This window comes from Roseateles sp. GW821-FHT03B02, assembly GCF_059421025.1.
This window is the reverse complement of the sequence record NZ_JBWKUV010000003.1, coordinates 328,398-351,845: the sequence shown is the minus strand read 5'-3', so window position 1 is coordinate 351,845 and position 23,448 is coordinate 328,398. Positions and strand designations below refer to the sequence as shown.

The window sequence follows — 23,448 nt, the reverse complement described above, 5'->3', positions numbered from 1 at the left end:
TCCCAACAACCCAATTCCTGAAAGACTCGTATGCAAACCTCTCTGAAAGAACAACTCGCCGCCGCCCAATCCGAAGTCCGCGCCCAAGCGGACGTTCAGAAGAAGCTGTCCGAAGCCAGCGCCAAGATTGCCGCTGAAATCCGCCGCGTGGGTGGCCTCAAGCGCACTGCCGACGCACTGACGGAAGAAGCCGCGCAGGTCGGCGCACGGCGCATCCTGGGCGAAGCCACCGACGCCGAAGCCGAGGCCGCCAACGCTCGCGCAGCACAGGCCCGCGCCGATGCTGCCGGTGCCGACACGGTGATTGCGCAGCTCAACCGCGAAAACGAACTCGTCAGCCAGCGATATCAGTCGGTCGTCCCGGCAGCGCAGGTCGCGCAGAACGTGTGCAACCAGATTCGCGCCGCGATGGTCCGCGAGTCCGCCGAGGCTGCCGCCGCCGAGTACGTGGCCGCTGCGAATGCGTTGGGCTTGGCCTTGCGCAAAGTGGTTGCACACGCCAAGGCGCTGGCGACCATCCCGGAGGCTGGCAACTTCGCGCCGTGGACGCCCGCTGCCGTGGAAGTTCCGGCCTTCCCTGAGCTGGCCGCGTTCGGTGGCAACCCGCTTCGCAAGCTTGTTATCGCGGTCGGCAACCCTGACCAAGTGCAGGCCGAGACCAGCGCAATCTTGCGCAGCCTGTCCGCCGAGTAACTGTCCCCGGCCCAGCCCCTGCGCCTGACGAAACCGTCGGTATCGTCCCCAGGCGCAGGGGCACCCAGGCCCAAACCCGAGGGGGTAGCCGACCCCGAGCCGCAAAGAGGTCGCCAGCGACCGTCTAGGCCTCCGCGTGGTGGGGATGCTGGGTCTGCGCAGGGGCTACACGGGCCGCCAGCGCTCCACAGTTCCACCACCCCCGGGGCTGGCGTTGGCAGTCGTTTGAAGAAAGTTCTTGCGTTCTTGGATCGGCTTTCCTGAACATGAATCAACCGCACATCGCGGAAGCCCAAACGCCAAGGAGTTCAACATGTCGCAAGCTCAAGCCACTCGCATCGGCCCCCGTGTTCACAAGCCCGTTCCCGTTGGCGATGAAGGTGAGGCGGGCACCGTGGCCTTCGATGGCCTGCGCCGCCGCCCTGTGCTGGCTCGCAACGGCGAACAGTTGATCGTGTGCTGCTCGCGCACGGCACGGAAGCACGGCTGGGAGATCGTCGGCCGCATGTTCCAGCGCAGCGCGAACCGCTCAAAAGGTTGACGTACTGAGCCACCCCCGGCGCATCCGCTGCGGGCAGGCTCGCAAGTCACCCATCACCCGAACTGAGCCGGCTCAACTGCGGGTCGGCACCTTTTGAGCTAGGAGCCGAAACGTGGCCCAACTCGCGTATTTCCGCGTCAGCGGTGCTGACCAGTCCATCGAAGCCCAACGGCACGCCCTGCAATCAGGCGCGGGCGCATTCGATGAAGAGTTCGCCGACGAGGGCGTGAGCGGTGCCGTGCCCGCCGCGCAGCGCCCAGGCTTTGCCCGGCTGCTGGCCTACTGCCGCAAGGGCGACACGGTGCACGTCTACGCGGTGGACCGCCTGGGCCGCGATGCCCTGGACGTGCAGGCCACCGTCCGCAAGCTGCTGGACAAGGGCGTGGCCGTCGAGGTGCAGGGCCTGGGCCGCATCGCCCGTGGCGTGGGCGAACTCATCCTGGCCGTGCTGGCGCAGGTTGCCGACATGGAACGGCAGCGCATCCGCGAGCGCACCCAGGCAGGCAGGGAGAAGGCGCGGCAGGCCCTCGCCACCACGGGCCGCACGCATCGCGGCAAAGCATCACTCGGCAGGCCCAAGGCGCACGACCCGCAAGTCGTGGCGCAGTGGCGGGCCGATCACGCGGCCAGCATCACGGCAACGGCCCAGCACTTCGGATGCTCGGTCGCCACGGTCAAGCGGGCGTGCTACCGGGCAGCCTCAGCGGCAATGTGACCCGCCAGCGAGGCCACGAAGGACCGCAGGCCGGTCATGGGCGACAACTCCAGATAGGCCCCATCCGCCACCGCTGACCGGGGCGTGGCAATCACGGAAGCCGACGAATAGAGCTGCTCCTTGGCGAGCCGCTGGCACAGGATGTCGTATCTCTGAAGATAGGACGAGCCCGCGAACTCAGGGAACACGGGAAAATGCGGCGACGACTCGCGCACTGGTGCGCGCGATTCCGGGGCATCCTCGACAACCATCAGCCAGCCCACAAACGGGCGTTCCTGCTGGCCGAACGCGCCTTCACGGTAAGCCGTCCAGAGATCGTGCGAAGTGCCGATGGCTTCCTCGGTTCGGTTGTTGAAGTTGTTCCCGAACGATGGCCCAACATGGCTCTTGAATTCCAGGGCCGCGATGAGCCGCCCCTTGTCGATCACGAGCAAGTCCCATAGCTTCGTCGGGCGGAAGAATCCCGGCAGCGTCAGCACGGCGCGCTTCTGGTGAATCTCTGCATGCGGCAGGCCGTTCGCTTTGACCAGGTCAATCACCAGATCCGAGAAGCCGTCCATGTTCTTGCCGCCGGTGACACCAGCGCGCTCGCCTTGGTCTGACTTGCCAGATTCCTTTTGCTTCCGTTTCGCGTCGTCGCGGGTCTGCCAGAAAGCCTTGATTGCCGAATTCGTTTTCTTCTCGAAGTCGCAGAGATTCAGTGCCATGTAACTCGTTCTCCCTTTTGTGTTGTTCTTCAGCGGGCCAGCATGTCGGCTTCGTCTGCCGTCAGCCCGTAGAGTTCGCAAGCCGCCCTATCGCATTCAGGCATGTCCAGCGATTCGGCAGCCTGGGCCAGCCGGGCGCGCATGGCGTCGGGTACGGTTGCCCATTTCGGCAGACGGATTCGACGCAGGTACTGAGCCTGGAAGCGCAGGAAGCCGCCCCGCATCGTCGTGGAATACGCGGCCACGAATTGCCGCGCCACGCTGGACAGCAATACGGCCTGCAAGGCGCGCAAGTCCCATTCCTCGGAGACCACGAAATACAGGTTGTGATGCGGGTACAGCTCGCCGCCCTCGTACACCACATGCGCCGAACCCTTGATATCCGGGATCAGCAACTTCGGCCGCGCAGCCAGCGAGGGCGTGATGCGGTCGATGGTGCGATACCAGTTCGCCGGGGCCTTCTGCGCAACGTGACGACCTGCAATGGCTTCGCGGTGCCGCTCAAGGTGGGCGCGCAGCTTCGGATACTTCGCAAGGTCGGCCAGCTTGCCGTCGTCCTCGAACGGGTTGACGACACCCAGACCAAGCCAGCGCACTTCGCCGCTCGCAATGTCCTTCGTCGTGGCGAGGGGCAGCTTGCGAGACGGCTCCACGTCCAGTTCAGCCATGGGCGCAATGAACGCCTTGTCCGCGCCCGTGGCTACACCGATGCCCACCTTACAGCCAGCCTCTTCCAGCGTGGGGAACATGGCTTCCAAGCGCCGCAGGAGCCCACGCTTGCCGGAAGAACTCAGCACCCACGGTTCCGAACCGATGCCTGCCTGCTCCACTACGGCCACGTCCAGTTCGGCGCACGGCTTCCCGGCCCGTAGCGTGCTGGCGAGCTTCGCCAATTCGGTCGCCACGAGGCCCGGTTGCTTGGCAACCAAGGTCGGCCCAGGTGCAGCCCGTTCGATCAGGGTGATGGCGGGATAGGCGATTACCTCCGAGTCGAAAGCGGGCGTGTCCACCATGTCCACATACGCTTTCAGGTGGAACGCCTTCGCCACCATGGCGCGCAGCGGCCCGCCGTACTTGTTCTTCGTCCAGCGGTCGGCGCAGATAAATGCGAACTGCCCGCCGTCCGCCAGCAGGCCAAGCGAACGCTCGATGAACGGCACGTAGAGGTCGGCCCTGTCGTAGAGCGATGAATAGCGCCGCCGATACTCAGCCAGCAGCGCGGCCGGAATCAGTTCCTGGCGCACATACGGCGGATTGCCCACCACGAAATCGAATGTGCCCGGCAGTTCGGAGAGTAGGAAGTCGCCGTGCAGCAGCCACGCATCCACCACGCGGCGCGATTCCTTCGACGACAAACCCGACTGTTCCAACAGGCCGATAGTCTTGACTCGCGTCTCCGTGTAGGTGTTGCCGTGCAGCTCAACGGCACGGATGCAGTTCGCCAAGTCGCCGGCATCGTCAGCAACCTTGGCCGCTGCCAGCAGCCGCGAGGCCGCCGCCAGCAGGAATTCACCGCCACCGAACGACGGCTCCAGCAGGCGCATCCGGTGCAACGGGCGGTCAGCCGTGTAGCCCGCCAAGTCCAGCATGAAATTCACCACCTCACGGCGCGTGAAGATTGCGCCCCGTTCGCTGTGATCGGAGTCGTGAGCGAGCTTCTCCACCGCGTCCGCGATGGGGCACATGCCGGGGAGCCCGGGTTGCTCGACTGATAGGGTGAAAGCCATGAAGCGATTATCGAGTCCAGGCCCCCACTCGCCGACGAGCCCCGGGGCGGTTTGTGCGCAACGCGCAGGGGCACCGCATCAGCCCTGCCGAGGGGGTAGCCGACCCTCCGGCCCCAAAACGTCGCCAGCGACCGTCTAGCGTCCGCCGTGGCCGGTGCGACCGTGCAACATGCAACAACGCAGCGGCGGCGCACTTAGCGAAAAAGCCCGGCAGCGGATTACACTGCCGGGCGCGCTTGGATGTAGCGAGGGTAGAAGGGTTCAGCTTCTGCCTCCGCATCGTGAACGACCAGTTGCCAGCTAGCTCATCAGCGCTTCACAGGCACGACCAGCGGGAACGCCCGCTTGCCGACTTGCGACGCGAAGAGCTTTTTGCCGTTCTTGAGGGTGATCCACGGACGGAACACCAGCTCGTACCCGTCAGGGATCGGCAGCGGCAACTTCAGTTGCTTCACGCATATACCTCCTTTCTGCTGGCCTCCAGCGGATAGGTTGTGTAGGGAAAACCGGTCGTTCGGTCGGTGCCCGCCTCGGCCCTGTTGACGTTTGCTCCCGCGAAGAAACGACGTCATCAGGGCCATCCTTTTGCCCCCCGGTAGCAGCGGGCGCAACTACCGGGTTCGGCTCATCTCCTCATGGCTGTCCACCTCCGGGCTTAAAGCCCTTCCAGCGCCTGATGTAGACGGTGATCATGCTTTGCAGCATCTCCCAGTCGTCGCCGTCCAAGTCACGGGGCACGATCACGCGAACACTGGGCTTGCCAGGGATCGGGATCTCGAAGCGTTCAACGTCTTCGTTGTCACCCTCGGTGTCCACGTCGGCGGCGCCACCAGCATCGACCTCAGCCTCAACCTCGCGTTTGGCCTGACCCTTGGCGACCTTCTTGCCGTTCGTGCGGGGGACGGTCGGTGCCTTGATGTGGTGAGACACAGTGACGCCCGCCGCTTTGGCAAGGTTCAGGAACAGCGCGATGCACTTCGCGATCGTGCTGCCGCTCACACCCGCATCGCGGAACTTCTCCGTCAATTGAGCCGTGGTGGCGGTCTCCAGGTGGAAGTCCGGGTCGCTCAGGATGCTGGCGTAGCCCTGCTGGAAGAGTTGCTTGAAGACTTCTTTGCGGTCTTCGTCGTTCGCGGTTACGAGCTGTCGCATTAGCGGCGTCGGGCGCTGGCCGTCGTCGACCAGCTCGAAGGATCGCAAGGACGCCATCAGCGCAGAGATCAAGGAGCCAGACTGACTCCCCATCAAACTGCGGTCGATACGCTGCGGAACACTGGTCTCGCGCAACTTGTTGATGAAATTGACAAAAGCCTGGAATGACACGTAGGCCGGTGGCGTGGTTTTCGCAGTCGAATCGGTCATGAGATGGCTCCTTCTGCACGTCGTTTCCGCGAGTCTATCAGGAGTCGTCAGCGACATGCAAATCCACCGCAGCAGAGATTACCGAAACGTACCGAAAACGGTATTTGCTGCAGCTGCACATGGTGTGCAGCAGAAGTTCAGCGTGGCGTGGGGCAGCGTTTGTGCAGACGTCTGGACTTGGCTGGCGCGCAGCCGTGGGGTCCTGAAGTCGCCGATCCTGTACAGCGATGCCAGACGGTGCGATTGATTGAAGCCAGAAGCGACAAAGCCCGCTCGATGGCGGGCTCTGTACGGCTTAGATGCACTTGCTGTGCACTTGGGGTCAGGTGTGGCACTTGGCCTAAATCCACCCAATCCCTTGTTTTAACTGGCGCGCCCGGTTGGGATCGAACCAACAACCCCTGCCTTCGGAGGGCAGTACTCTATCCATTGAGCTACGGGCGCGAAGCCATGGATTCTAGCAGTGGGGGTCTGCCCCGTCGGAGGGCGTTTCCGGCCTGCCTATAATTCGGCGGTTTTTCGTGTCGCGCGCAGCGCCGGCATGACGAGAGACCCGACCGACGAAGATCGACAAGAGGAATCCATGAGCGCCAGCCACGATCACGACCACGACGACGCCCACACCGGACCGATCAAGACCCCCAAGCAGCTCGCCTGGGCCGTGCTGTTCGCCTTCGTGGTGCCGGTGGTCGTCATCATCCTGCTGGCCAACTACGTGACCACCGAGCACAAGCCGGCCGCCGGCACGGGCGCTTTCGATGCACAGGCGGTTGCGGCGCGCATTGCGCCCGTCGCCCGTGTCGAGGTCAAGGACGCCAGCGACGCTGGCGCCATGAAGACGGGCGAGCAGGTCTTCCAGGCCCAGTGTTCTGCCTGCCATGCTACCGGTGCCGCGGGCGCCCCCAAGCTGGGCGACGCCGCAGCCTGGGGCCCGCGCGTGAAGAGCGGCTTCGAGGCGCTTGTGCACTCGGCCTTGAAGGGCAAGGGCAATATGGGGCCGCAGGGCGGCGGCGATTTCAGCGACTTCGAGGTCAGCCGTGCCGTGGTCTACATGGCCAACCAGGGCGGCGCCAAGTTCGACGAGCCCAAGATGCCGGCCGCGGCCGCTTCAGCCGCGCAGTGAGCTTCGAGTTGCATTGACGCAAGGGCTGCTTCGGCGGCCCTTGTCGTTTCCAGGGCTCAGGGGCAAAGCGGCGCTGCAGGAAGCAGACCGGCCAGCTCGACTGGCTCGTCGGTCAGCAAGACCTTGAGGTCGGGCGAGAAGCGCGTGAGTTGACTCGACTCGATGCGTTGCAGTGGCCAGCCCAGGGCCAGCAGCATGGCATGCGAAAGCCGCAGTTCGACGCTGCTGCGGCCGCGTTCCTGAAGCGTCACCGCGGCGCTGACCTGCCGCGCTTGGGTTGCACCCAGTACACGGACGGCCAGGCTGTGCACGGAGGCTGCGCCGGGCGGCGCGCCCAGCTGTACCGTGAAGTCCAGCACCAGTTCGCGCACGCAGCCGGGCAGGCCCTCGGCCCTCACGCCGCTGAAGCGCAACTGCCCGGCCGTCGCGGCCACGTCGACGCGCTGGACTGCGACCAGCGGCACCGTGGCGCCGGGTGGCTGCCAGGCGGCCTGGATTTCGTAGGTCCCGGCCTGCGGCGGCCGCCATTGCGCCAGATAGACGCCGGGCTCGGCGCTGATGCGTGCGCCGGTCGGGCCGGTCAGGTCTTGGCGCGCCTGCAATGCCATGGCGGCAGCGCCGGGCGACTGTGGCAGCACCTGCAGCGCCAGCGACGTCGGTTGCTGCACGGGGCGCCCCATGTCCGTCGGCCTGAGCGTCAGCAGCATCGGCTGGCCGGCGGCGGGGGGCTCGGCGACCTTCCAGAAGGCCAGCGAGTAGCGTGGCAGCACCCGAAAACTCAATACCAGCCTTGCGGGGGCGGCCGCGGAACCCGCCCGCTCCAGGCGCAGCAGCCAGCGCCCGGGCGCCGGCCGCAGCACCTCGGGCAGGGGGATGGCATCGCCCAGCCCGGGCTGCGGCGTCTGGCCGCGCGGCACCGCGCCCAGCTCGGCCGGGGTGTGCCGCCAGACCGTGCGGCTCTGGGGGTCGAGCAGCGCGATGCCGGCCAGCAAGGCATCGGTGCGCAGCGTGCCGAAGACGAGCCGCCCGCTGCCGTCGCCGCCCACGTCCAGCGCAAGGTCGACCCGTGCGCCGGCCGGCAGGGGTTGCCGGATCAGCAGCAGCGCGGGCTCTGGCGGCGCCACGACGGCCACATCGGCCGCCGCAGCCACCGAAGCGCCCGCGGCGAATGCGGCCAGCGCCGCGGCGGGCTTCAGTTGCGGGGGCAGCTTCCAGCGGCGCATTGGCGGTTGACGACCTCGCGAGCATCGAGGAGGTCGATCTTGCCATCGCCGTTGATGTCGCGCCGGTCGCCCGGCACGCGCGGCACCTGGCCCCGGGCCTGGGTGACGATGTCGCGGTCGGCCGCGCCCACCGCGCCGTCGCCGTTCAGGTCGCCGGTGATGGTGGGGAAGAACTGCCAGCGCGAGAAGTCGCTGCTGGCCACCGGCACGCGCGAGGCCTGCGCGCTGCGGTTGCCGCTGCCGACGACAAGGACCGAGTCGATGGTGAAGGGGCCGTCGCTGAGCTGCAGGCGATCGGCCGGCACGCTGGCCTTGACGTTGTTGGTGCCAGCGGCGAACGCGGGCGTCAGGCCGAACTGGCCGACCTCGACGCCCTTGCTGTCGATGACTTTGAACGACACCTGGTAGCTGCCGGCCGCGGCGACGCGGATGGGCAGCGTGAAGTCGAGCTGGCCGATGAAGCGGCCGCGTAGCGTGCCGGCGACGGTGGCGCCGTTGTTGATCTCGATGGGGTCGGCGCAGAGCTGGGCCAGCGCGATGCTGGGGAAGCTGAAGGCCGAGGCCTTGCGCACTTCCAGCCAGGGCTGGCCGGCGATGAAGGAGAGCACGTCCAGCGGGTCGACACTGAACACGCCGCCCTCGCCGAACTGGCTGCGGATCTCGGCGGCGCTGAAGTTCATGCGGGTGCTGACGCTGCCGGGCCCGCCGATGTCGGAGCTGCTGCGCTTGACGATGGTCTTGCCGCCGGGGCTCTTCAGCGTGGCCGCGGTGGCTTAGGTGCCGGCCAGGCTGGCCGAGCCGAGGGTGTCGACGTTCAGGCTGGCCACGCAGCCGCCGCTGCCGTTGACGACGGTGCCGGTGACGCTGCCGAGCTGGTAGTTGGCCGGCACGATCTCCAGCAGGGCCTGGGCGCTGCGCTGCGCCACGCCGCCGGGCTGCGGGACGCTGACCTCGCCGAGCAACTGGTAGCTGCCGGGGTCGGTGAACACCATGCCCTGGCTGTAGATGCCGTCTCCGGCCTTGCCGTCGTAGTCGGCCGGCTGGCCGGAGTCGCGCGCGTTCAGCACCACCGGCGCATCGCCGTTCTTGCTGATGCTGATGGTCGGCGTCAGGCCCGCCACCGGCTGGCCGTTGTTGACAACCAGCAGACCCAGTGGCACCGGGTTGCCGACGCGGTAGACCTGGGAGCTCAGCACCAGACCGACCTGCAGCGTGGACTGGGCGAAGGTCGTCAGCAGCGCCACGGTGGGATGGGGCGAAGCTGGGAAATCGGCGCGCACGGTCCAGTCGCCGTTGGCGGGCGAGGCGATGTCGGGCGTCAGGAACTGGCCGCCGGGCAAGGGCGGGGACAGCGTCGAGCCGTCCAGGAAGCCGACAGCGGGATCGCCGGGGCCGAACACGGTCTGGCCCTGCGGGTCCAGCACGGTCAGCGCCACGCCGGGCACCGGCACGGTGACCTGCAGCCGCATGCTCGCCAGGGCCGACACCGGCAGCTTGAAGCTGACCGAGGTCTGGCCGCTGACGATGTTGGCGGCCTGCGTGACCGGCAGGCCGACGGCGGCCTGGCCCTGGGTGGCCTGGGCCGGCACGGCCGCGGGCAGCGTGGCGAGGAGGGCTGCGATGGCCAGCGGCAGGGCGCGGGCGATGCGTTGGGGGCGGATGGTCTTGCTCATGTCGGCCTCAGCGCAGCGGGATTGCCTTGTCCAGGATCTTGCGGACATTGCCCGCGTTCTTGACCGTGGAGTGATTGGTGCTGGCGTTGTTGCCGAGCGGAGTGCCCCAGCCGGGGTTGGCGCTGGTCAAGCCCACGACGACATCGTTGGGGTTGGGCCCGGGCGCCGCGACCGTGGCATAGGTCAGCACGGTGGTGGGCGGCACGTTGGGGTCGAAGCTGGGCAGCACCTCGAAGTTCAGTTGCACCGCAGACGCATAGCTGCAGATGGACTGGTAGGCCAGGCGCAACGCGTTGTAGGTGTAGCTGCCAAGCAGCGGCACGCCGCTGATCGGGTTCATCGGGTCGATCTGGCCGTTGGTGGGCGCGCTCGCACACATCGGGCCGGCGTCGGCGCCGATGGTGTAGGTGTTGGCGACGTTGCCGCGGATGCCGGCGGCGATGGCGTTGTTGGACGCCGTCGTCGTCAGGTCGATGAGGCCGGGCGGCTGCGGGCCGGCGCCGAAGCCGCTGGCGATGCCGGCGACCGTGCTGCTGACGAAGCTCTGTGCAAAGCCGTTGGGGTCGCTGCCGTTGTTGGCGTAGACGGTGGCGACGGCGCGCTGCAGCATCGTCAGGTCGGCCACTACCGAGCCGCGGTGCGGCGTGGACAGCGTGCCTAGCGACAGCACGTCGAAGGCCGGCGCGCTGATGGCGGCCAGGGCCTGGCTGTCCAGCCCCCCCTTGCTGTGCACGATGAGGTTGACCTTCTTGGCCTTGTAGGGGTCCAGGTAGCCCTGGATCTGCCCCTTGAGGTCGACGGCGTTGGTGGCCACCGCGCCATTCGGGTTGGCCGTGGAGAAGCGGTCGTAGACGACGCCGGACTTGTCCATCTCGGCGATCACGCCCGGGGCGTCGGCGGGCAGCCAGGTGTCGCGGTTGGCCGCGATGCCGTGGGCCAGCACGAAGGGGTAGGCTGCATCGAACTCGACGCCCACCCAGTCGATGCTCATACACCAGTACTCGGCGTCGGAGTTGGCCGTGTCGATGTCGACCTTGAACTCGTTGACCGCGCCGGTGGCGACGTTGCGGCCGGCGAACTTGACCTTGGCGATGTCGATCTCGAAGCTGTCGTTCACCCAGGTGTTGTTGAAGCCGGAGAGCGTCTTGATGAACTCGCTGTTCCAGGACAGGCGGTCCACCTCGGGCTGGTAGGTGCCGTCGGTGACGGCCTTGTCGTCGATGTCGTAGACCGGGAATGAGACCTTGGCCCGCGCGCCGACGACCTTGTCGGCGATCAGCTTGGCGAGCTTGTCCGACTGGATGCGGCCATCGGCGTCGAGCATGCTGTCGTTGACGGGGGACGGCAGCTTGATCTGCACGACCAGCGGGCCGCCGCCGCGGTAGGTGCAGCCCGTGTCCAGGCCGCCGCCGCTGTTCTTCACGTACTTGCCCATGTCCTCGGTGGGAGGCGGGAAGGGCGACGAGGTCTGGGCATGGCTTGCGCAGACGCAAGCCCCCAGCAGCAAGGCGGCAAGCGCCTGCAGGCTAGGCTTCATGGGAGGTTCTCCGGTGGTGGAGGGATCAGTTCGCCGAGAAGGTCGGCGCGTTCACTTTGATGGCGTCGCCGCGCGGCAGCGCCTGGCCGCGCAGGCGCTGGCCGACCTTGTCCGCCGTCAGGGCCTGGCCCACGGTCACCCAGTACTCGCGGCCATCGTCGGCGCGCACCTTGGCGCGGCTGCCGGCCACTTCGATGACGCGCACGTCGATGGGGGTGGGCTCGGCCTTGGCTTCAGCCTTGGTTTGTGCGTGGCTGGCCAGCGGGGCGGCCAGCGCGAGACCGAGTGCCAGTGCCGCGTGGCCGGCGCGCCGCCTGACCCAGCCGGCGCCGGTCAGGGCGGCGAGGGCCAGCACCGGTGTCGCGGGCTCGGGCAGGGTGCCGCCGCCTTGGGCGTCGATGACGATCTGTGCACGGGCGGCGCCGAAGGCCATGTTGATGGACTGGCCGGCGCCATCGAGGAAGAGTAGGTTGGGGTCGGCCAGGTCGACGACGAGGTCGGTACCGGTGCTGGCCTGCAGGGCGATGAAGCGCAGGGTCAGGAAGTCGAAGGCGTCGGCCTGCTGCGCGTCCAGCACGACCGAGGGGTTGCCCGACAGTCCGAAGGCGTCGACGATGGCGCCCGCCGCGGTGGCGGCACCGAAAAATCCCAGGCCGCCCGGTTCGGGCAGGTCCAGTTGGTTGCTGCCGCTGGCGGCATCCACGAAGCCGGCACCCTGGAACTGCAGCAGGCTGGCGTCGTAGTGCAGGTCGAGATCGAAGCCGGCGAGCGACCCCGTGCCGGCCTGGTGCAGGCCCGACACCGCAAAGCTCAGAGTCACCGTGGAGCCGACCGTGAGATGGCTGCCCGATGCACTGACGTTGACGGTGGCGGCCGACGCGGCACCCGCCCCACAGAGCATCGCCACGGCGGCGATGCGACGAAGACTAATCAGCCGCATGGGCTCCTCCCTGATTGGCGTGCGGCTCGGGGGTCAAGCCTTGCGCGCTTTCGGCCATCATGAGGCGCAGCGGGTCGCAGCGGCCATCCCTAGCTCGCTTGCGCCCCCTAACTCGCGTGTCACATGCCCGTCGCAATCGGCGCCGCCGGGCGACGCACGAAGCCGAAGCGCTGCGGCAGCTCGCGGGAGAGGAGCGCCTCGGGCACCCAGCGGCCCTGCTCGACGGCGTCGGCCGCCAGGCTCATGTCGGCCGTGTGCACCAGGCCCGGGCCGAGGTCGGTGAGCAGGTAGAGCCGCCCGGTCTCGTCAAGCCCGCTGGACTGCACCGCGGCCTCGGCGCCCGTGTGGCTGAGCACGCGGCCATCGGGCTGCAGGCGCCAGATCCAGGGCGTGTCTTCGAGTTCCACGTAGACGCGCTGCGGGCCGTTCTGGAAGAACCAGCCGCCGGCCGCATCGGCGGCGTAGTTGCGTTCGATGAAGGCGCGCAGCTTGTCGTGGGTGATGCGGCTGCCCTTGACGGCGGGGAAGGGGCCGGCGTGCTGGATGCGCTCGTCGCGCATGTACCAGTCGCCACGCGCATCCAGCGCCAGCCAGCCGTAGCAGTGCGGCACGTTGGGCCACTTCTTCAGGGCCGCTTCGACGATGGGGTCCATCAGCGGCGCCTGGCTGCCCGAAGGCGCTGATGCACTCCCTCGGGGGGCGGTGAACGGAGCGAGCGTGGGAGCTTCATGAAGTCAGCGTTGCCTCCAGAGCCAGTCGCAGACCTGTTCGGGCATGGTCAGCAGATGCCCGGGCATGCGGCCCGCCGCGAAGCCGACATGGCCGCCATGGCCGGGCTGCCACAGCGTCACATGGGCGCCCACCTCGGCGGCGTGCGGCAGGCTGTTGCCGGGCACGAAGGGGTCGTTGCGCGCGTTCAGCACCAGGGCCGGGATGCGGATGCGGTGCAGATGCGGCTTGGCCGCCGCGCGGGTCCAGTAGTCCTCGGTGTTGCGAAAGCCGTGCAGCGGCGCGGTGAAGAGGTTGTCGAACTCGTAGATCGTCGTCGCGCGGCTGAGGCGCTCGCCGTCGAACAGGCCCGGGTGCTGCTGCAGCTTGCGCAGCGCCTTGGGGATCATGGTGCGCAGGAAGCGGCGCGCATAGACCTGCTTGTTGAAGCCGCGGTCGATGGCGGCACCGGCGGCGGCGAGGTCGATGGGCGAGCAGATCGAGCAGACCGCGCGGGCGACGTGGGCGGCGCTTGCGCCGGCTTCCTCGGCCCAGCGCATCAGCGCATTCCCGCCCAGCGACACGCCGGCCGCGAGGAGCTTCTCCCCATGGCGTTCGCGCAGGCGCTGCAGGATCCAGCCGACCTCCTCGTAGTCGCCCGAGTGGTAGGCGCGCGGACCGCGGTTCAGCTCGCCCGAGCAGCCGCGGAAATGCGGCAGGGCCAGGGCCCAGCCGCGCGCGCGCGCCACGCTGGCGAAGGCGACGCTGGAGTGGCTGGTGCGGTCGCCCTCCAGCCCGTGGAAAAGGACGAACAGCGGCGCGCCGGCGGGGGCGTCGGCCAGGAAGTCGACGTCGATGAAGTCGCCATCGGGCGTGTCCCAGCGCTCGCGCGTCCAGCTGGGCGGCGTGCCGTCATGCTGGCGGCTGAACAGGGCGGGCCAGATGGTCTGGGCATGGCCGCCGGGCAGCCAGCGGGGGGCGCGGTACTGCATGGCGCCTGGGGCCTCAATGAAGGATGCCGGCGTCGGCGACGAGCTCCTGGACGTCGCCTGCGCTGCCGGGGCTGGCATGGTGCAGCACCAGGCGCCAGCCCAGCGCGGTCTTCAGGTAGACGTTGGTGGCGATGACCCAGGCCGTCTTGTCCTCGGCGTGCAGCTGCACCCGCTCCAGCACATGGTGGACGGCGCAGTCGCCGCTGTGCAGGCGGCGCACGCGCTCGGGATGGACGCTGACCGCGCCGCGCTGGAACACGGCCTCGAAGGCGGCGCGGATGGCCAACAGGCCGACGATGCGCGGACCGCCCGGATGCACGCAGGCAACCTCCTCGTCATCGGCCCACAAGGCCATCAGATGGTCCAGGTCGGCGTGCTGCAAGGCTTCGTAGAACTGGGCCTCGGTGTCGTCGGGCGAGGCCAACAGGACGGCGGACGGGACGGCGGTTTTGGGCATCTTTCCATTGTAGGGAGGCGCCTTGCGAAAGGCGCGCCAGCGGCAGCGTGCGGGCGTAGCATCGTTTCCCCTTGTCGCGGGCGCGGCATCGGCGGTTCATCACAGGAGAAGCTCATGGGCTATCACCTTGAAGGTCGGCTGCTCGAGGTCTGCAATTGCAAGGTGCTGTGTCCTTGCTGGATCGGCGAGGACCCGGACAACGGTACCTGCGACACCATCGTGTCCTGGCGCGTCGACAAGGGCGTCATCGACGGCACCGACGTCTCGGGCCTGACCATCGCCGCCGTCGCCCATGTGCCCGGCAACATCCTGCAGGGCAACTGGACGGCCGCGATCTTTGTCGACCAGAACGCCAGCGCCGCGCAGGAGCAGGCGCTGTTGAAGGTCTACACCGGCCAGGCCGGCGGGCCGGTGGCCGACTTGGCCAAGCTGATCGGCACCGTCGTGTCGGTCGAGCGCGCCGACATCCGCTTCGACGTGCAGGGCGGCAAGGGCACGCTGCAGATCGGCACCGACTACTACGCCGAGCTGGAGCCCTACCTCGGCGCCACGGGCGGCCAGACGACGCTGTCGGACACGGTGTTCTCGACGGTGCCGGGCGCGCCGGTCTTCGTCGGCAAGTCGCCGCGCTACCGCTCGAAGAACCCCAAGCTGGGTATCGACCTGGACATCAAGGGCCACAACGCCCTGCAGAGCATCTTCGTCTTCGATGCCTGAGGCGCCGGGGCGGCGGGCGCGGCGGCAGCGTCGCGTCTTCCTGCCGGTGTGGGCGGCGCTGGTGCTGCTGGCCTGGGCCCTGCTGTGGGCCTGGAGCCTGAGCCCGCATGCGCGCTACCTGGAGCATGGCGGCTGGACCGGGCCGCTGGCCGACCTGTGCCGCGCGCTGCCCGGCGGCGCCTGGTGGCTGCCCACGGCGCTGGCCGCACTGGCCTGGCTGCTGATGTGCATCGCGATGATGCTGCCGACCACGCTGCCGCTGTTCGACGTGTTCGAGCGCGTCACCGCCGGCCGTGCCGACCAGGGCCTGCTGCTGGTGTTGCTGGGCGCCGGCTACCTGGCCGTCTGGGGCGTGTTCGGCGCGCTGGCCCACGCGGCGCACGAGGCGCTGCTCGCCGGCGTGGGCCGCCTGCCCTGGCTGGCCGACCGGGCGGTGTGGATAGGCGTGGCGACGCTGGCGGGCGCCGGCGCCTTCCAGTTCTCGGGGCTGAAGTACCGCTGCCTGGAGCAGTGCCGCACGCCGCTGAGTTTCGTCATGGCGCATTGGCAGGGGCGCCGCCCGCGCCGGCAGGCTTGGCAACTCGGCGCCCACCATGGCCTGTTCTGCCTCGGCTGCTGCTGGGCGCTGATGCTGCTGATGTTTGTCGTCGGCATGGGCCATCTCGGCTGGATGCTGGCGCTGGCCGCCGTGATGGCGGCCGAGAAGAACCTGCCCGGCGGGCGCCGCCTGAGCGCGCCGCTGGGCTGGGCGCTGCTGGCGGCGGCCGCGTTGCTGGCCTGGGGTGTGGCATGACGCGCGGCCGCCTGGTGCTGCTCAGCGCGCTGGCCATGGCGGCCTTCGCGGCCAACTCGCTGCTGTGCCGGCAGGCGCTGCAGCAGCACAGCATCGACCCGGCCAGCTTCGCGACGCTGCGCGTGGCGGCCGGCGTGGCCGTGCTGCTGTTGCTGGCGCGGCGGCGCGCGACGGCGCAGCCGCCCGACTGGCCGGCCGCCGCCATGCTGTGGCTCTACATGGCGGCGTTTGCCTTCGCCTACGTCAGCCTCTCGGCCGGCAGCGGCGCGCTGATCCTGTTCGCCAGCGTGCAACTGACGATGTTCGGCGCCGGCCTGCGCGCCGGCGAGCGCTTTGCCGCGCGCGGCTGGGCCGGGCTGGCGCTGGCCTTCGGCGGCCTGGTCTACCTGGTCGCGCCGGGCTTGCAGGCGCCGCCGCCGCTGGGTGCGGCGCTGATGGCGCTGGCCGGCATCGGCTGGGGCATCTACTCGCTGCGCGGCCGCGGCAAGACCGACGCCTTGGCCGCGACGGCCGGCAACTTCCTGCGCGCGCTGCCGCTGTGCCTGCTGTTGAGCCTCGTCACGTGGGGCGGCTGGCAGGCGCAGCCGCGCGGCGTGATGCTGGCCCTGGCCTCGGGCGGCATCACCTCGGGCCTGGGCTATGTGATCTGGTACGCCGCGCTGCCGGGGCTGACAGCCATGCGCGCCGCTACGCTGCAGCTGTCGGTGCCGCCGCTGGCGGCCCTGGGCGGCGTGCTGCTGCTCGGCGAGGCGCTGACGCCCCGGCTGGCCTGGGCCTCGGCCGCCATCCTGGGCGGCATCGCGCTGGTGTTGCTGAGTCGCAGCCGGCGCTGAGGCAGGCTCAGTGGCCGGCGTGCAGGACTTCGCCGGCCTTGAGCTTGTAGACGGTGCCGCAGTAAGGGCACTTGCCGCTGCCGTCGTGGCTCAGGTCGATGAAGACCTTGGGATGCGAGCTCCACAGCGGCATCTTGGGGTTGGGGCAGAAGACGGTGCCGTTGTCCTGGCAGTCCTTGGCCGTGACTTCGACGGCGGCGGCGGGGGCTTGGGTCGTGCTCATGATGATCTCGTTCTCAGACGGCGGTCAGCCACTCGGCGTACTTGGGGTTGCGGCCGTTGACGATGTCGAAGAAGGCCGACTGGATCTTTTCGGTGATGGGGCCGCGCGAGCCCGAACCGATCTCGATGCGGTCCAGTTCGCGGATGGGCGTCACTTCGGCGGCGGTGCCAGTGAAGAAGGCCTCGTCGCAGATGTAGACCTCGTCGCGGGTGATGCGCTTCTCCACGAGCTTGAGGCCCAGGTCCTGGCAGATCGAGAAGATGGTGTTGCGGGTGATGCCGTTGAGCGCACCGGCCGACAGGTCGGGCGTGTAGACCACGCCGCCCTTGATGACGAACAGGTTCTCGCCCGCGCCCTCGGACACGAAGCCCGAGGCGTCCAGCAGCAGAGCTTCGTCATAGCCGTCTTCGGTCGCTTCCATGTTGGCCAGGATGGAGTTGGTGTAGTTGGACACCGTCTTGGCCTGCGTCATCGTGATGTTGACGTGGTGGCGCGTGTAGGAGCTGGTCTTGACGCGGATGCCGCGCTTCATGCCGTCCTCGCCGAGGTAGGCGCCCCAACTCCAGGCCGCCACCATCAGGTGCACCTGGTTGCCCTTGGGGCTGACGCCGAGTTTCTCGGAGCCGATCCAGATCAGCGGACGGATGTAGGCGCTCTTCAGGCCGTTGGCCTTGACGACCGCACGCTGCGCCTCGTTGATCTGCTCGGCCGAGAACGGCACCTTCATGCGCAGGATCTTGCCACTGTTGAGCAGTCGCTGCGTGTGCTCCTGCAGGCGGAAGATGGCCGTGCCGTTGACCGTGTCGTAGGCGCGCACGCCCTCGAAGGCGCCGCAGCCGTAGTGCAGCGTGTGGGTCAGCACATGGATCTTGGCGTCGCGCCAGTCGACGAGCTCGCCGTCCATCCAGATCTTGCCGTCGCGGTCGTGCAGGGGGGCGGGAACCATCGTGACTCCAGGGTGCGGGTGAAAACCGGCGATTTTACGAAGAGCCCGCAATCCCGCCGGCCCGGATCAGCCGCCATTCGACGAGCTTGCCTTTCACGAGCTTGACTTCGACGGCGTCTCCCCCGGCGTCACGCCAGGCAAAGGTCTCGGGCGACTGCTTCGTGCCCAGGCTGCCGGTCAGCGTGATCAGGTCCACCAGCTTCATGCCGGCGTGCAGCTGGCTGTTGAGCATGACGGCATTGGCCACCGAACCTACCGGTGCCGCGCCGGCCGACTTCATGACCCGCATCAGCCGCGACATCTGCAACAGCAGCCAGAAGACGATGCCCGTCGTAGCGAAGATGACGCCTTGCCAGCCCAGCAGCATGCCGCCGAGGATGAGCCCGGCGAGCGCCAGTCCCACGCCGATCCAGGGGTTCATGCCTGCGGGTCCTGGCTGCCGTGCTCGCGCGCCCAGGCGTAGGCGCGCTCGACCTTGGCGACGCGCAGCGTGTAGTGCTGGTACCAGTCGCTGCGGCCGGTGTCGCGGGCGATCTTGTGCTCGGCGTTGCGGCGCCAGGCAGCGATGTCCTCGGGGCTGCGCCAGTAGGACACCGTGATGCCCAGACCGTCCTCGCCGCGGGCGCTCTCCACGCCCAGATAGCCCGGCTGCTCGGCAGCCAGGGCCACCATGCGGTCGGCCATGTCGCCGTAGCCGCCGTCTCCGGGCGTGCGCTGGCTGGTGAAGATGACGGCGTAGTAGGGAGGCTGGGGCAGGTCGCTCATGACGGGGTTGCGGGCTGGCGAAGCGCGCATCCTGCCATGCGTCCAGAGCCGGGGGATCTCGAGGCTGTCGGCAGACCGCGCCGTCCGGCGGCCGGCAGGGTTCTGTCAGCCCGGTACCTTCAGCAGCACGCAGCGCACCCACTGGCCGGACTCCAGCGCTGCCGCGTGGCCATTGAGGAACTGCTCGGCCGTGGAGTTGCGCGCCGTGAAGCTCATGCCGTGCAGGATGCCCATGCGCGGCACGGGGCGCGACCATTTGCGTTCCACGACGCCGTTGAACCAGGACACCTGCTCGTCGTCGTCGTCCACGTCGGAGCGGCCCAGCAGCAGCACGACCTCGTACTTCGTGTCGGTGAGCGGCTCGGCGGCGCTGGTCAGCACCTGCAAGCCACCGTCGCTCATGTTCAGCACCAGACCGGCCGGCCCCTGGCTGAACTGCACCGGCTTGAACACCCAGCCGGGCAGGGAGTCGGCATCGTGTTGGGCAGCGAGAAAGTCGGTGCGGACATGCTGCCTGAGGTCGGCGGGATCGGGCATGAAAAGGCTCCTCCGGTGGAGCCCCGATCCTAAGCAGACTTCGGCAGGTGCAACACGAAGGCAATCCCGCGCCCCCCAACTGTCGAGCCCGGCGCCGGGCCTTGCTAGTTCAGGCCGCGCAGCACCTCGATGGCCTGCTCCACGCGCTCGATGGCGTGGATGGTCAGCCCCTCGATGGGTTTCTTGGGCGCGTTGGCCTTGGGCACGACGGCCACGCTGAAGCCCAGCTTGGCCGCTTCCTTCAGCCGCTCCTGGCCGCGCGGCGCCGGGCGCACCTCGCCGGCCAGGCCGATCTCGCCGAAGGCGATGAAGCCCTTGGGCAGGGCGCGGCCGCGCAGCGAGCTCTGGATGGCCAGCAGCACCGCCAGGTCGGCCGCCGGCTCGCTGATGCGCACGCCACCCACCGCGTTGACGAACACGTCCTGGTCGCCCGTCGCCACGCCGGCATGGCGGTGCAGCACGGCCAGCAGCATGGCCAGGCGGTCGCGGTCCAGGCCGACGGACAGCCGCCGCGGGCTGACGCCGCCGCTGTCCACCAGCGCCTGCAGCTCCACCAGCAGGGGCCGCGTGCCCTCCAGCGTGACGAGCACACAGCTGCCCGGCACGGGTTCGGCGTGGGTGGACAGGAAGATCGCGCTCGGGTTGGCCACGCCCTTGAGCCCCTTCTCCGTCATCGCGAACACGCCGATCTCGTTGACGGCGCCGAAGCGGTTCTTGATGGCGCGCACCAGGCGGAAGCTGCTGTGCGTGTCGCCCTCGAAATACAGCACCGTGTCGACGATGTGCTCCAGCACGCGCGGGCCGGCGAGGGCCCCTTCCTTGGTCACATGGCCCACCAGCACCATCGCGCAGCCGCGCGCCTTGGCCGTGCGCGTGAGTTGCGCGGCGCACTCGCGCACCTGGGCGACCGAGCCGGGCGCGGAGCTGAGCTGCTCGGAGTACATCGTCTGGATGGAGTCGATGACGCAGAAGTCGGGGGCCTCGGCCTCGATGGTGGCGAGGATGCGCTCCAGGCCGATCTCGGCCAGCACACGCACCTTGTTGCCGGCCAGGCCCAGGCGGCGCGAGCGCATGGCGACCTGGGCACCGCTTTCCTCGCCGGTGACGTACAAGACCTTGACGGTCTGCGACAGCGACTCCACCGCCTGCAGCAGCAGCGTCGACTTGCCGATGCCCGGGTCGCCGCCGATCAGCACGACGCCGCCGGCCACGATGCCGCCACCCAGCACGCGGTCCAGTTCCTCCTGGCCTGTGGGCGTGCGTTCGAAGTCGCTGGCCTCGATCTCGGAGAGCGTGGCCACCGGCTGGCTCTTGGCCAGGGACTGGTAACGGTTCCTGGCACCGCCGGTGGGTTCGGCGGCGGTCTCGGTCAGCGTGTTCCAGGCGCCGCAGTGCGGGCATTTGCCCAGCCATTTGGCGTTCGTGCCGCCGCACTCGGTGCAGGTGTAGATGCTTTTGCTCGTGGCCATCAACGCATTGTCATGGCGGGCTTCACCCAGGCTGTCAGCAGCAAGGCCGCCGCCAGCGCGCAGCTGGCCGAGAAGCCGAAGGCCACCCGCGCCGACATGCCCTCCCACAGCGCGCCGAACAGCAGCGAAGCCGGCAGCAGCATCGCGCCCATCGTCAGGTTCAGCCAGCCGAAGGCCGTGCCACGCTGCCCGGGCGGCGTCAGATCGGCCAGCAGGGCGCGCTCCACGCCCTCGGTCGCCGCCATGAAGATGCCGTAGCCGCCGAACAGCGCGTACAGCGTCCAGCCCGGCGCGGCGAACCAGCCCATGCCGACGTAAAAGCCCGCATAGGCCAGATAGCCCGTCACCAGCAGGCGCACGCGGCCGACGCGGTCGGACAGGCCGCCCAGCGGCACGGCGAACAGCGCCGCCACGCCCGACACTGCCGCCCACAGCAGCGGCACCTGGGCTTCGGCCACGCCCAGCTCCCGGGCCCGCAGCAGCAGGAACATGTTGCTGGAGTTGCCCAGCGTGAACAGCGCGACGACGACGAGGTAGCGGCGCAGTGGCGCCGGCAGGCCGGCCAGCGTCCAGCTGAAGCGCGGTGCTGCCGCGGCCGGCGGCGGGGCCTCGCGCAGCGCCAGCGTCAGGCCCAGGCAGACGAGGCCGGGAACGATGGCCCACAGGAAGACCCGGCCCAGCGGCGCCCCCGCGCTCAGCAGCGCCCAGGCCAGCAGCGGGCCGATGACGGCGCCGGCGTTGTCCATGGCCCGGTGCAGGCCGAAGGCCAGGCCGCGCTGGCCGGGGGCGATGTTGGCGGCCAGCAGCGCGTCGCGCGGCGCGGCGCGCACCGCCTTGGCGATGCGGTCGGCCAGGCGCAGCGTCAGCAGCATCGGCCAGCCGGCCACGAAGGCGATCAGCGGCCGCGCCAGGCCGGCCATGCCGTAGCCCGCCACGACCCAGGGCTTGCTGCGCCCGCTGCGGTCCACCATGACGCCGGCCCACAGCTTGAGCAGGCTGGCCAGCGCCTCGGCCACGCCCTCGATCAGCCCGAGCACGCGCGGGCCGGCCATCAGCACGCTGCTCAGGTACAGCGGCACCAGCGGGTAGACCAGCTCGCTGGCGCTGTCGTTGACGAGGCTGATCAGGCCGAGCAGCCAGACGCTGCGGGGGAGAGAGAAAAGAGCCTTCAGCATCAAGTCAATGTAGCTGCATGGGAAGATCGCCAACTTGCAGTTCTTCGGTGGAGCCGGTCATGGATTTCTCGGTGTGGTTGGCCTTTTTCGCGGCGTCCTGGGCCATCAGCCTGTCGCCCGGCGCGGGTGCGGTGGCGGCGATGAGCGCCGGCCTGAGCCATGGCTTCAGGCGCGGCTACTTCATGACCTTCGGCCTCATCCTGGGCATCCTGACCCAGGTCGTGTTCGTCAGCGCTGGCCTGGGCGCGCTGATCGCGGCCTCGTCGCTGGGCTTTGCGCTGGTGAAGTGGGCTGGTGTGGCCTACCTGATCTACCTCGGCGTGCAGCAGTGGCGCGCGCCGGCCCGGCCGCTGGTGGCGGCGAACGACGGCGCAGCCCCCCAGGTCACGCGCCGCCAGCTGGTGCTGCGCGGCTGGGGCATCAACGCCGTCAACCCCAAGGGCACGGTCTTTCTGCTGGCCGTGGTGCCGCAGTTCCTCGACCTGCACGCGCCGCTGGGCCCGCAATACCTCGTCATCGGCGGCACGCTGGCCTTCACCGATCTGGTCGTCATGGCCGGCTACACGGCCCTGGCCGCGCGCGTGCTGGCGGCGCTGAAGAGCGAGAGCCACATCAAGGCGCTGAACCGCGTCTTCGGCACGCTGTTCGTCGCGGCCGGCGCGCTGCTGGCCACCTTCAAGCGCGCGGCCTGATGACGGGCGACCGGCCCGGCCGCCTGCCCACCTGGTTCCTGTTCCTGGCGCCGGTGCTGATCTGGGCCAGCACCTGGCACGTCATCCTCTACCAGCTGGCCTCGCCGGTGCCGGCGCTGACCTCGGTGGGCTGGCGCTTCCTGATCGCCGCGCTGATGCTGGCGGCGCTCGCCCGCTGGCGCGGCATCCCGCTGCGGCTGCCGCGCTACGCCCATGCCTACGCGCTGGGCACGGGCGTCATCCAGTACGCCGGCAACTACTGGGCCGTCTACGAGGCCGAGCGCCTGGTGCCCAGCGGCCTGGTGGCGGTGCTGTTCTGCCTGATGGTGTTCATGAACGCCGGGGTCGCCTGGCTGCTGTGGCGCCAGCCGGTCAGCCGGCGCTTCCTGGCGGCCAGCAGCGGTGCGGTGCTGGGCGTGGCGCTGATCTTCTGGCCCGAGATCGCGTCCACCGGCGCGCGGCCCGGCGCGGCGCTGGGCCTGGCCTTGAGCTTCTTCGCGGTCGTCGTCGCCGTCATCGGCGGCTTCTTCACGCTGGTGCTGACGCGCCGCGGCCTGCCCCTCGTGCCGGTGCTGGCCTGGAGCATGGGCTATGGCGCCGTCTTCCTGCTGGCGGTGTCGGTGCTGACCGGCCACGGCCTGCCCTTCGACGGCGCCTGGACCTATGTCGCCAGCCTCGTCTACCTGGCCGCCTTCGGCTCGGTCGTCGCCTTCACGCTGTACTACAAGCTGGCCGAGCGCCGCGGCCCCGCGCAGGCGGCGCTGGTGGGCGTGCTGGTGCCGGTCATCGCCCTCATCGTGTCGGCCCTGCTGGAGGGCTGGCAGGCGACGCCGCTGGCCGTGGCCGGCATGGGGCTGTGCCTGATCAGCCTGCGCGTGGCCACCAGCACGGCGCGCTAGC

The 23,448-nt window shown here is 68.9% G+C and carries 28 protein-coding genes and 1 tRNA gene; 9 read left to right on the top strand and 20 right to left on the bottom strand.

What is annotated here, in order from left to right; all coding sequences use genetic code 11:
* The first annotated feature begins 30 nt into the window (after positions 1 to 30).
* The 3 genes from AC07VX_RS11410 to AC07VX_RS11400 all read left to right on the top strand — a co-directional run bounded on the left by AC07VX_RS11410 (position 31) and on the right by AC07VX_RS11400 (position 1,949).
* The gene (locus AC07VX_RS11410) at positions 31 to 693 is read left to right on the top strand and encodes a hypothetical protein (RefSeq protein ID WP_493164845.1); all 663 of its coding nucleotides are present in this window, start codon (positions 31 to 33) and stop codon (positions 691 to 693) included.
* A 238-nt stretch (positions 694 to 931) separates the two neighbouring features.
* A complete protein-coding gene (locus tag AC07VX_RS11405) occupies positions 932 to 1,234 on the top strand; it encodes a hypothetical protein (RefSeq protein WP_493164844.1) in 303 nt (100 codons plus the stop codon).
* Between the two features lie 112 nt (positions 1,235 to 1,346).
* Complete coding sequence (locus AC07VX_RS11400; protein WP_493164843.1) at positions 1,347 to 1,949, top strand: recombinase family protein; 603 nt, start codon at positions 1,347 to 1,349, stop codon at positions 1,947 to 1,949.
* Here AC07VX_RS11400 and AC07VX_RS11395 read toward each other — a convergent pair.
* From AC07VX_RS11395 to AC07VX_RS11375, 5 genes are all read right to left on the bottom strand, one after another.
* Positions 1,922 to 2,656 carry a PaeR7I family type II restriction endonuclease gene (locus tag AC07VX_RS11395; RefSeq protein WP_493164842.1) on the bottom strand — a complete coding sequence of 245 codons (735 nt, stop codon included), beginning with the start codon at positions 2,654 to 2,656 and terminating at the stop codon, positions 1,922 to 1,924. The two genes, AC07VX_RS11400 and AC07VX_RS11395, sit on opposite strands and share 28 nt — an antisense overlap.
* Positions 2,657 to 2,685: 29 nt before the next feature.
* Positions 2,686 to 4,383 (bottom strand): Eco57I restriction-modification methylase domain-containing protein, encoded by a 1,698-nt coding sequence (locus tag AC07VX_RS11390; protein WP_493164841.1) that lies wholly within the window; start codon positions 4,381 to 4,383, stop codon positions 2,686 to 2,688.
* Between the two features lie 308 nt (positions 4,384 to 4,691).
* On the bottom strand, positions 4,692 to 4,838 hold the full coding sequence (locus AC07VX_RS11385; RefSeq protein ID WP_493164840.1) for a hypothetical protein: 147 nt from the start codon (positions 4,836 to 4,838) through the stop codon (positions 4,692 to 4,694).
* A 178-nt stretch (positions 4,839 to 5,016) separates the two neighbouring features.
* The gene (locus AC07VX_RS11380) at positions 5,017 to 5,745 is read right to left on the bottom strand and encodes a DUF5343 domain-containing protein (protein ID WP_493164839.1); all 729 of its coding nucleotides are present in this window, start codon (positions 5,743 to 5,745) and stop codon (positions 5,017 to 5,019) included.
* A gap of 368 nt (positions 5,746 to 6,113) precedes the next feature.
* A tRNA-Arg gene (locus tag AC07VX_RS11375) sits at positions 6,114 to 6,189 on the bottom strand.
* A 139-nt stretch (positions 6,190 to 6,328) separates the two neighbouring features.
* On the opposite strand from AC07VX_RS11375, the gene AC07VX_RS11370 reads away from it, so the two are divergent.
* Entirely contained in the window at positions 6,329 to 6,868 is a 540-nt protein-coding gene (locus AC07VX_RS11370) for a c-type cytochrome (protein WP_493164838.1), read from the top strand.
* Between the two features lie 56 nt (positions 6,869 to 6,924).
* Here the strand turns inward: AC07VX_RS11370 and AC07VX_RS11365 are convergent, their stop codons facing one another.
* The 8 genes from AC07VX_RS11365 to AC07VX_RS11330 all read right to left on the bottom strand — a co-directional run bounded on the left by AC07VX_RS11365 (position 6,925) and on the right by AC07VX_RS11330 (position 14,398).
* Entirely contained in the window at positions 6,925 to 8,091 is a 1,167-nt protein-coding gene (locus AC07VX_RS11365; protein WP_493164837.1) for a hypothetical protein, read from the bottom strand.
* Positions 8,061 to 8,771 (bottom strand): dockerin type I domain-containing protein, encoded by a 711-nt coding sequence (locus AC07VX_RS11360; RefSeq protein WP_493164836.1) that lies wholly within the window; start codon positions 8,769 to 8,771, stop codon positions 8,061 to 8,063. The genes AC07VX_RS11365 and AC07VX_RS11360 overlap by 31 nt, the downstream gene beginning before the upstream one ends.
* 93 nt (positions 8,772 to 8,864) lie before the next feature.
* Positions 8,865 to 9,764 carry a hypothetical protein gene (locus tag AC07VX_RS11355; RefSeq protein WP_493164835.1) on the bottom strand — a complete coding sequence of 300 codons (900 nt, stop codon included), beginning with the start codon at positions 9,762 to 9,764 and terminating at the stop codon, positions 8,865 to 8,867.
* A 7-nt stretch (positions 9,765 to 9,771) separates the two neighbouring features.
* Complete coding sequence (locus AC07VX_RS11350; protein ID WP_493164834.1) at positions 9,772 to 11,301, bottom strand: esterase/lipase family protein; 1,530 nt, start codon at positions 11,299 to 11,301, stop codon at positions 9,772 to 9,774.
* 25 nt (positions 11,302 to 11,326) lie between these two features.
* A complete protein-coding gene (locus AC07VX_RS11345) occupies positions 11,327 to 12,241 on the bottom strand; it encodes a cohesin domain-containing protein (RefSeq protein ID WP_493164833.1) in 915 nt (304 codons plus the stop codon).
* A 119-nt stretch (positions 12,242 to 12,360) separates the two neighbouring features.
* Positions 12,361 to 12,894, bottom strand: a complete 534-nt coding sequence (locus tag AC07VX_RS11340) for a DUF2946 family protein (protein WP_493164832.1) — start codon at positions 12,892 to 12,894, stop codon at positions 12,361 to 12,363.
* A gap of 81 nt (positions 12,895 to 12,975) precedes the next feature.
* Complete coding sequence (locus AC07VX_RS11335; RefSeq protein ID WP_493164831.1) at positions 12,976 to 13,941, bottom strand: YheT family hydrolase; 966 nt, start codon at positions 13,939 to 13,941, stop codon at positions 12,976 to 12,978.
* A gap of 13 nt (positions 13,942 to 13,954) precedes the next feature.
* On the bottom strand, positions 13,955 to 14,398 hold the full coding sequence (locus AC07VX_RS11330; RefSeq protein ID WP_493164830.1) for a YybH family protein: 444 nt from the start codon (positions 14,396 to 14,398) through the stop codon (positions 13,955 to 13,957).
* Positions 14,399 to 14,512: 114 nt separating this feature from the next.
* On the opposite strand from AC07VX_RS11330, the gene AC07VX_RS11325 reads away from it, so the two are divergent.
* From AC07VX_RS11325 to AC07VX_RS11315, 3 genes are read left to right on the top strand one after another with little or no spacing between them, the layout of a single operon-like run.
* Positions 14,513 to 15,115: a DUF1326 domain-containing protein gene (locus AC07VX_RS11325; protein ID WP_493164829.1), complete on the top strand. Its 603-nt coding sequence runs from the start codon at positions 14,513 to 14,515 to the stop codon at positions 15,113 to 15,115.
* Complete coding sequence (locus tag AC07VX_RS11320) at positions 15,108 to 15,908, top strand: DUF2182 domain-containing protein (protein WP_493164828.1); 801 nt, start codon at positions 15,108 to 15,110, stop codon at positions 15,906 to 15,908. Before AC07VX_RS11325 ends, AC07VX_RS11320 begins: the two co-directional genes overlap by 8 nt.
* Positions 15,905 to 16,741: a DMT family transporter gene (locus AC07VX_RS11315; RefSeq protein ID WP_493164827.1), complete on the top strand. Its 837-nt coding sequence runs from the start codon at positions 15,905 to 15,907 to the stop codon at positions 16,739 to 16,741. The genes AC07VX_RS11320 and AC07VX_RS11315 overlap by 4 nt, the downstream gene beginning before the upstream one ends.
* 7 nt (positions 16,742 to 16,748) lie before the next feature.
* Here AC07VX_RS11315 and AC07VX_RS11310 read toward each other — a convergent pair whose 3' ends face one another.
* The 7 genes from AC07VX_RS11310 to AC07VX_RS11280 form a co-directional block, all read right to left on the bottom strand.
* A complete protein-coding gene (locus AC07VX_RS11310; RefSeq protein ID WP_493164826.1) occupies positions 16,749 to 16,964 on the bottom strand; it encodes a zinc-finger domain-containing protein in 216 nt (71 codons plus the stop codon).
* 13 nt (positions 16,965 to 16,977) lie between these two features.
* Positions 16,978 to 17,910 (bottom strand): branched-chain amino acid transaminase, encoded by a 933-nt coding sequence (locus tag AC07VX_RS11305; protein WP_493164825.1) that lies wholly within the window; start codon positions 17,908 to 17,910, stop codon positions 16,978 to 16,980.
* 34 nt (positions 17,911 to 17,944) lie between these two features.
* Positions 17,945 to 18,331, bottom strand: a complete 387-nt coding sequence (locus AC07VX_RS11300) for a hypothetical protein (RefSeq protein ID WP_493164824.1) — start codon at positions 18,329 to 18,331, stop codon at positions 17,945 to 17,947.
* Positions 18,328 to 18,675 carry an antibiotic biosynthesis monooxygenase family protein gene (locus tag AC07VX_RS11295; protein WP_493164823.1) on the bottom strand — a complete coding sequence of 116 codons (348 nt, stop codon included), beginning with the start codon at positions 18,673 to 18,675 and terminating at the stop codon, positions 18,328 to 18,330. Before AC07VX_RS11295 ends, AC07VX_RS11300 begins: the two co-directional genes overlap by 4 nt.
* 105 nt (positions 18,676 to 18,780) lie before the next feature.
* Positions 18,781 to 19,212: a hypothetical protein gene (locus AC07VX_RS11290; RefSeq protein WP_493164822.1), complete on the bottom strand. Its 432-nt coding sequence runs from the start codon at positions 19,210 to 19,212 to the stop codon at positions 18,781 to 18,783.
* A gap of 104 nt (positions 19,213 to 19,316) precedes the next feature.
* Positions 19,317 to 20,681 (bottom strand): DNA repair protein RadA, encoded by a 1,365-nt coding sequence (gene radA / locus AC07VX_RS11285; protein ID WP_493164821.1) that lies wholly within the window; start codon positions 20,679 to 20,681, stop codon positions 19,317 to 19,319.
* Complete coding sequence (locus AC07VX_RS11280) at positions 20,681 to 21,856, bottom strand: MFS transporter (protein ID WP_493164820.1); 1,176 nt, start codon at positions 21,854 to 21,856, stop codon at positions 20,681 to 20,683. The genes radA and AC07VX_RS11280 overlap by 1 nt, the downstream gene beginning before the upstream one ends.
* A gap of 59 nt (positions 21,857 to 21,915) precedes the next feature.
* Here AC07VX_RS11280 and AC07VX_RS11275 point away from each other — a divergent pair, with 59 nt between their 5' ends.
* Both AC07VX_RS11275 and AC07VX_RS11270 read left to right on the top strand, forming a co-directional pair.
* Positions 21,916 to 22,548: a LysE family transporter gene (locus tag AC07VX_RS11275; RefSeq protein ID WP_493164819.1), complete on the top strand. Its 633-nt coding sequence runs from the start codon at positions 21,916 to 21,918 to the stop codon at positions 22,546 to 22,548.
* A complete protein-coding gene (locus AC07VX_RS11270; RefSeq protein WP_493164818.1) occupies positions 22,548 to 23,447 on the top strand; it encodes a DMT family transporter in 900 nt (299 codons plus the stop codon). The genes AC07VX_RS11275 and AC07VX_RS11270 overlap by 1 nt, the downstream gene beginning before the upstream one ends.
* Position 23,448 lies beyond the last annotated feature (1 nt).